Origin of the sequence: Gilliamella sp. B3892, from assembly GCF_026536305.1 — a bacterium.
In the GTDB taxonomy this organism is placed as follows: Bacteria; Pseudomonadota; Gammaproteobacteria; order Enterobacterales; family Orbaceae; genus Gilliamella.
The window spans coordinates 91,243-97,861 of record NZ_JAFNOK010000011.1 but is presented as its reverse complement, the minus strand read 5'-3'; the positions used below and the strand labels follow the sequence as shown (position 1 = coordinate 97,861).

The window sequence follows — 6,619 nt, the reverse complement described above, 5'->3', positions numbered from 1 at the left end:
CCAAATTTACCACCTAATCCCATGACTTTTGGTGATAGCTTACGATATAACGAGCATTTATTAAATGTCATTGAGAAGTGTAATTTAGATAAAAGGGCAATAAAAAGGATTGGTAATGGATTATAGTGAATCTTTTAAAGAAATGTTGAAACAAGTTGGGTCTGAGTTTAATCTTCATGGAAGAGTTAAAACGGTGGCTTTTCCTTTAGGGCTGTCTAATGATGCTATAAAGCAACACTTCGAGCAAATTAGAGACATTTTGGTTGAATAAAAAACAATCCCATACAGAAATGTTAATAATAAATGTAATTGTTATTTGAACAACTATTCACTTCTATTGTATTAACCCTAAAAATTCACGAGCAGTTATAAAAAATAATTGCATATTTAATCAATAGCCACCTAGTGTGGCTTTTTTATTTCTGAAGGGAACATATGACAAAAGGCGAAAAGAAAAAATAAATTGCACAAGTGAGTTAGCCGATTGTTTAGTCAAGGCTAAGGAAGATTTGCTTGGGGCTTCAATGATGTTGAAGAAGTTGTGCCAAGTATTGCTGGCTTGGCTAGCTATCTTGGCAAGGCTAGATCGAGAGTATACGAATACAGAAAATTAAATGAAGAATTTAAGGACACGTTAGAGGCTATTCAATCACTACAAGAATGTTTGTTGGTAAATAAAGGTTTAACTGATCATTTCAACGTCCCTATCACAAAGCTAATGCTATCTAATCATCGCTATAGCGAAAAACAAGAAATCGATCACCAATCATCTGACGGCACTATGTCACCAAAACCAACGAGGTTAAAGTTAGTCACACTCGAGTAAATACTATGAAAACAACACAAATCCAGTTATCTAAATTGCAATCGTTGCTGTTGGTAGGGCTGGCTCGGATTGTAGATTAAACGATAGTAAAACAAAATAGGAGCAAATTTAATGCCTAAAAAAAATAAATTACTCGCATTGATAGATTCGTTTCGTAAACGTCTAAATGATGCCGAGGGGGAGTTGTCAAAAGAGGAAATCAATAAAATGGTTGATGAACTCACAAAACAATTTGAGGAAGTTCAAGGTAAAGAAGATGAGAAATCAAAAGCTAAAACCAGTGAACTTCAAAAAAAAATTGTTACGACTGTCTCGCGACTCGATATGACGGAAGTCAGGCGCATCATAGCGGAGGTTTTGAAGTTACCTGAATCATTGGTATTTGATGCTAATAATATGCAGGATGTTTCAAAACTAGATAAATTCATCACAGTCTTAAATGTATCCCAATCGGATATCGGTACTGAAATTAAATTCAAAGGTGCTGACGAAGTAGAAATCGCATCAACATTATGCGAGGTCACAATTTCAGTCAATGCCTATGGTAAAAATGCTTACGATATGTTATGCCAACTCACTGAATCAATGCGATTTACCGTAGTTTGGCAACGGTTAAAGCGGTTAAGCATGGGTTATCTAAGGTGCTCGAAAATTCGTAGCCTACCAACTGCGATTTCTGGCGGTAAAGAACAGCGTGCGCAAGTCGATCTTATATTTTCAATTAATCCAATCGTCAAGTCTCCATTAAATCGTGGCGATACAGTAAAATTTAATTTAGAGAAGGGGTAATAATGAGTTTACCAATCAGTCAAGTTGTAGATGTCACTCTGCAACAATCACCTCGTGGAGCACAAAAACGTGATTTAAGCGTTGTTGCTATTTTCACTCACGAAATGTGCGAAGAGTTTACTAATCCAGATACACGATACATTGTTGTAACAGATTCTAACTCTGTAGCATCATTGTTCGGCACTAATTCAGATGTGTATCGTGCGGCATCTGCGTTATTTTCAGCACGACCAAAACCAAAAACCGCGTTAATTGCTAAATATATAAAAGATGATTTAACGACATCAGCAATTAGTTCGAAAATAAATGGTTCCGCGTTAACTGTTTCATATATTCAGTTTAAAAATATCACAGATGGTTATCTGTCATTTTATTTTGGTGATGCAAAAATCGATGTTAAAGAGCTTGATTTCTCTACTGTTTCAAGTATGCAAGATGTAGCAAATGTCGTTAATGCAAAACTAGCTGATATTGGTGTTAAATTTATTTACGATTTGGTCGGAAGTCGTTTTATTTTGTCATCTAATACAGAGGGTAAAGGTGCCAATTTCGGTTATGTGTTCGATTCGCAATTAGATGGCAGTTATATTGGTCAGTTAACTAATTTAATTGACGGTAGAGGCACGTTAATTAACGGTGAAGATGCAATCACTTATAACAAGGAAACACCCGCCGAAGCGCTGAGTAAATTACAAAATCAATACCAAAACTGGTATGGAGTCTATTTTGCTAATACAATCACGGATGCTGAATTATTAGAGGTGCATGACTGGGTTGTTGCTCAAGGTGTTGAAAATGCGAAAGTATTAGCTTATACCGAAACCCGACCAAGCAATATCGAGTATACCGATACCAACATCTTAAAAACACTATCCAAACGCAATAGCGGTCGCTTAATGGTGCAGTATAACAACAAAGGTAATACACATGCCGCGGCTGAATTAATAGGAATTGCATTAACCACTGTTTGGACAGGCATTAATACAGCGAAAACAGTTAAGTTTAAGCAGGAAGTTAGTGTTACCTCTGATGATAAAATCACAATCAACGAAGCCACAAAATGCCGCCGTATTGGTATCAATTATTATACCGATTATGCGGGTGTAAATATGCTTGCTGAGGGTGTTATGCTTGGTGGTACGTTTATTGATGAGACTATAGGCTTGGATGCTTTTATTAATGCAGTTCAGGTTCAAGCATTTAATACACTACAAGGGCAACCTACAAAAATCCCTCAAACCGATCGTGGTCAGCAAATTTTAATTAGTTCTATCAAAGTTATCGGTGAGCAGTTTATTAATAATGGCTTCTTGGGGCTGGGTAAATGGACATTGGGTGACTTAGGCGAACTATCATATGGTGACCAAATCAATGGCTATTACTTCCATTCTGATTCATTCGATATGCAAGATACAGCAGATCGCGAAGCCCGCAAGATGATGCCAATTAACTGCGCACTTAAATTAGCTGGTGCGGGTCACAGCGTCGATATCATTGTTCAATTTAATCGATAGAGGTTTACATGACTAAATCATTTTCTTTAGAAGATGCCGTTTTGACTATCGACGGCACAGAAATTACTGGCTACGAGAATGCGCAGGACGCTATCAGTATTGCGCCAATTGGCGATGATGGCGATATTACGTATGGCGTTAATGGCAAGGGGGTATTTGTTCACTCTTGCAATCGTGGTGCAACAGTAACAATCAAAACGTTACAGCATTCTGAAACTAATCAAAAATTAAATCAATTGCGCAATGCTCAAATTAACAATTCGACAACGGCGACGGGTAAATTAATTACATACAAAGATTTACGTAATGGCGATGAGTTTTTACTTACTGGTTGCTGGTTTACAACACCACCAACGCACGCACGTGGCACAGCACACAACGGCGTAACATGGACATTTAAAGCAACTAAAGCAGAATTTGACATTAAAGGCGGTTTATAATGCAAAGCACAGATTTTACTATTGATGATGTGGTTTACACATTCACGCAAGCAGATTTTTTTAAATCAAATAAATATCTAAAAAAATTAACAGCTCTACTTCAGGGCTGTTTTTCATTTGAAGGGAATAAATCAGGTTTTGATATCGGACAACTTGCCTCCAATATCGGTTCTGACCAATTTGCTGAAATAGAAAAATTCATTCTTGATTATGTTACTGCGATAGATGAAAACGGTAAAAAAGTACTGTTTCAAAAGCCGCAAGAAGCAGGTGAATTTTTCAATACACATCGAAGCCATTACTATCAAGTGATAGTTGAGGGTTTAAAATTGCATTTTTTGGGTTTTTTACCAAATGGTATATTATCCAATCTAAGTACGCTCAGCTTGGAGGAGATAGCCAAGAAAGCGATGTAGATTGGTTTGTGTGGGGTGTTATCGTAAACAAATACGCCACACTCCACGAACTCAGAACAGTTTATTCACTCGATGATGTTATCGATATGCATAATGTGATAGCAGAAACTAAATTAGCAGAAAAGCAACAGCAGGAGGCGCAATAATGGTTTTAGAAGAATTTTTAATAAAAATTGGCGTTGACGCCTCAAAATCTGGCGATATTGCAAAAGTGGTTAATAATTTGCAATCAGGCGCTAATCGGCTTTCTGATGCGGCAAATAGCATACAAAAAGATGCAAACAAAGCAATTCGAGAGACTAATAAATCAACATCGGAGACAGGTAATGCGGTAAATAAAACTGGGTCGAAATTAGATTCATTAAAATTGGTTTCAGTTGCGTTGGCGGATACCGCAGGGTTGTATGGAAAAAAATTAATCGGTGCTTTTCATAATGCAATCGACAAAGCTAAAGAGTTAGCTACAAAAAAAGATACGCTGTTCAAAATATCGCAAAATGAGCTTCAACAAGCTGAACTTTATAAACGAGAAATGAGCAAAACAGGTGTGGCGCTTGATAGTATCAAAACTAAGATTGCGCTAAATGTCGCGCCCGCACTGACTAATTTAATTGCTGGATTTAGAAGCTGGTTAACAGTTAATAAGGACTTGATTGCCAATGGAATCACAAAAGTAGTTAAATTTGTTGGAATGGCAATTCAGGTTGTTTCTAATTTTATCGAATTTATTGACAAAATTGTATCTGGGACATTAGGTTGGGAAAATGCACTAATTGCATTAGGTATAGCATGGGCGGTTCTCAATCGAGCGTTATTATTTAGTCCTATTGGTATTATTTTAGGCTTATTAACTGCGTTAATGCTGTTAATTGATGATCTTATTGTCTATATGAATGGCGGTAAAAGCCTATTCGGTAAATACTGGCAACCATTTATTGACGGAGCAAAAGCGGCGTGGGAATTTGCAAAAACATTTTGGGAATTCCTCAAAGCGTTATGGTCTGGCGATACAAAAAAAATAAAATCATTATCAGAAGGCTTGTTTGATTCAATAGTAGGCGGTTTTAAATCGCTAATATCGGGTATAAAGTCGTTATTGTCAACCGCACTCCAAAACATACTAATGTTTTTTGGCATGTCCGAAGGTGAAGCAAGTAAAACGGTTGATAGAATTGGTAAAATTTTCAATTTTATTATTGATGTGCTTACTTTCCCGTTTCGTATGGCGTATCAGGCTATCTGCGCGATAATGGATTGGCTTGGCATTGATGCCGGTGATGTTGTTAACGCAATTGGAGAAATATTTGAGGCTATCATAAACTTTGTTACTGCGCCATTCGAAGCGGCTTGGAAATTAGTAAATGATTTATTTGACATCTGGGAAGATGATACAACATCGACAACTGATAAGATAGGTAAAACGTTAGGGGCAATATGGGATTTTATTACTTGGCCATTTAAGGCCGCGTGGGATTTTGTTAAAGGGTTGTTTGACTCATGGATGGATGATACGAACGAAACTACACAAAAATTTGCTAAAAAATTTTTAGAAATTCATAAGTCAATTACAGCGCCGTTCAAAAATGCGATGAAGTGGATAAAGGATAAATTTTATGGATTTATTAATTCAATTAAAAGCAAAATAAAAGGCGCATTATCGTGGTTAGGGATAGGTGGTGACGATGATAACGAGTTAGAAGTTACGTCAAAACAAGTAATTTTAGCGAAGGATGTTACTGATATTGCGAAAGCAGGACGCCTCACACCAAGAAAAAAAATAAGTAATAACAATGCAGTAACTATAAATAACACAATGAACGTCACGACTCCACAAGAGGGTTTTGATAGCTTGAATAGTATTTCTAATAACGCCATACGCAATGTAGCAGATAACACACAAACAGCTTTGGGGTCTAACTAATGTTTCAATCTATATTAAATAAATCATCAAAAGACAACGGTTTGATAATAACCGACAGCATGATATTTAGTCTAGATATTAATACCGTTGAACAACACGCATCAAAGCTAAGGATAACTGAAAACCCGATTGAAAACGGGGCTAATATTGCAGACCATGCGGTATTAGACCCTAAAGAAGTAACGGTATCCGGTTTAGTTGTCGGGTACGAAACTAATACATTTTTATTCGATAATTTGTTGGAATTTAATTTTTCTGATTACCCGTTGCCGATGCCAATAAATACAATAACGGCACAGGCGAAGAATATGGTTAATCGATTTGCATCACACTTTAGAACCGGTGCGAAAGCTGTAAACCAAGTTATAGCTGATTTTCTACCCGATTATCAGTCTCCACTTTTAAACGGTTTATCATCCGACCGTATCGCTGATGCTTACGAAAAACTATTAGCAATACAGCGAAGTGGTGAACCTGTAACGCTACAGACTAACTCACGGCAGTATAAAAACATGATTTTGACCTCGGTCGGACTTACTCAAAATCAAAACACAAGCGGGGAATTTGTATTAACGTTTTGTGAAATTTTTATTGTAGATACTCAGACGGCTAGCGGTTTGAATGTGCTAAAACCAAAAACAAGAAATCTCGGGAAAACTCAACCAAAAGAAGCCGAAAAAAAAGAATCGGTTCTTAGTAAGAAAAGGGGTTGA

9 protein-coding genes are annotated in these 6,619 nt (G+C 36.8%); all 9 read left to right on the top strand.

What is annotated here, in order from left to right:
* Nucleotides 1-115: 115 nt before the first annotated feature.
* Nucleotides 116-271 (top strand): hypothetical protein, encoded by a 156-nt coding sequence (locus J3U74_RS10590; RefSeq protein WP_267328977.1) that lies wholly within the window; start codon nucleotides 116-118, stop codon nucleotides 269-271.
* 270 nt (nucleotides 272-541) lie between these two features.
* Nucleotides 542-826, top strand: a complete 285-nt coding sequence (locus tag J3U74_RS12575) for a terminase small subunit (protein ID WP_416379767.1) — start codon at nucleotides 542-544, stop codon at nucleotides 824-826.
* 111 nt (nucleotides 827-937) lie between these two features.
* Complete coding sequence (locus tag J3U74_RS10585) at nucleotides 938-1,615, top strand: LIC_12616 family protein (protein ID WP_267328976.1); 678 nt, start codon at nucleotides 938-940, stop codon at nucleotides 1,613-1,615.
* 2 nt (nucleotides 1,616-1,617) lie between these two features.
* Nucleotides 1,618-3,129, top strand: a complete 1,512-nt coding sequence (locus tag J3U74_RS10580) for a DUF3383 domain-containing protein (protein ID WP_267328975.1) — start codon at nucleotides 1,618-1,620, stop codon at nucleotides 3,127-3,129.
* Nucleotides 3,130-3,137: 8 nt separating this feature from the next.
* A complete protein-coding gene (locus tag J3U74_RS10575) occupies nucleotides 3,138-3,569 on the top strand; it encodes a phage protein (RefSeq protein WP_065734423.1) in 432 nt (143 codons plus the stop codon).
* Entirely contained in the window at nucleotides 3,569-3,985 is a 417-nt protein-coding gene (locus tag J3U74_RS10570; protein WP_065734421.1) for a phage tail assembly chaperone, read from the top strand. Before J3U74_RS10575 ends, J3U74_RS10570 begins: the two co-directional genes overlap by 1 nt.
* A gap of 8 nt (nucleotides 3,986-3,993) precedes the next feature.
* A complete protein-coding gene (locus J3U74_RS10565; RefSeq protein WP_176713955.1) occupies nucleotides 3,994-4,131 on the top strand; it encodes a hypothetical protein in 138 nt (45 codons plus the stop codon).
* A complete protein-coding gene (locus J3U74_RS10560) occupies nucleotides 4,131-5,906 on the top strand; it encodes a phage tail protein (RefSeq protein WP_267328974.1) in 1,776 nt (591 codons plus the stop codon). The genes J3U74_RS10565 and J3U74_RS10560 overlap by 1 nt, the downstream gene beginning before the upstream one ends.
* A complete protein-coding gene (locus J3U74_RS10555) occupies nucleotides 5,906-6,619 on the top strand; it encodes a phage baseplate protein (protein WP_267328973.1) in 714 nt (237 codons plus the stop codon). The genes J3U74_RS10560 and J3U74_RS10555 overlap by 1 nt, the downstream gene beginning before the upstream one ends.

Excerpts from the sequence above, each read along its gene's own strand:
- J3U74_RS10590 (WP_267328977.1), top strand. The coding sequence starts at position 116 with ATGGATTATAGTGAATCTTTTAAAGAAATGTTGAAACAAGTTGGGTCT.
- J3U74_RS10585 (WP_267328976.1), top strand. The coding sequence starts at position 938 with ATGCCTAAAAAAAATAAATTACTCGCATTGATAGATTCGTTTCGTAAA.
- J3U74_RS10580 (WP_267328975.1), top strand. The coding sequence starts at position 1,618 with ATGAGTTTACCAATCAGTCAAGTTGTAGATGTCACTCTGCAACAATCA.
- J3U74_RS10575 (WP_065734423.1), top strand. The coding sequence starts at position 3,138 with ATGACTAAATCATTTTCTTTAGAAGATGCCGTTTTGACTATCGACGGC.
- J3U74_RS10570 (WP_065734421.1), top strand. The coding sequence starts at position 3,569 with ATGCAAAGCACAGATTTTACTATTGATGATGTGGTTTACACATTCACG.
- J3U74_RS10560 (WP_267328974.1), top strand. The coding sequence starts at position 4,131 with ATGGTTTTAGAAGAATTTTTAATAAAAATTGGCGTTGACGCCTCAAAA.
- J3U74_RS10555 (WP_267328973.1), top strand. The coding sequence starts at position 5,906 with ATGTTTCAATCTATATTAAATAAATCATCAAAAGACAACGGTTTGATA.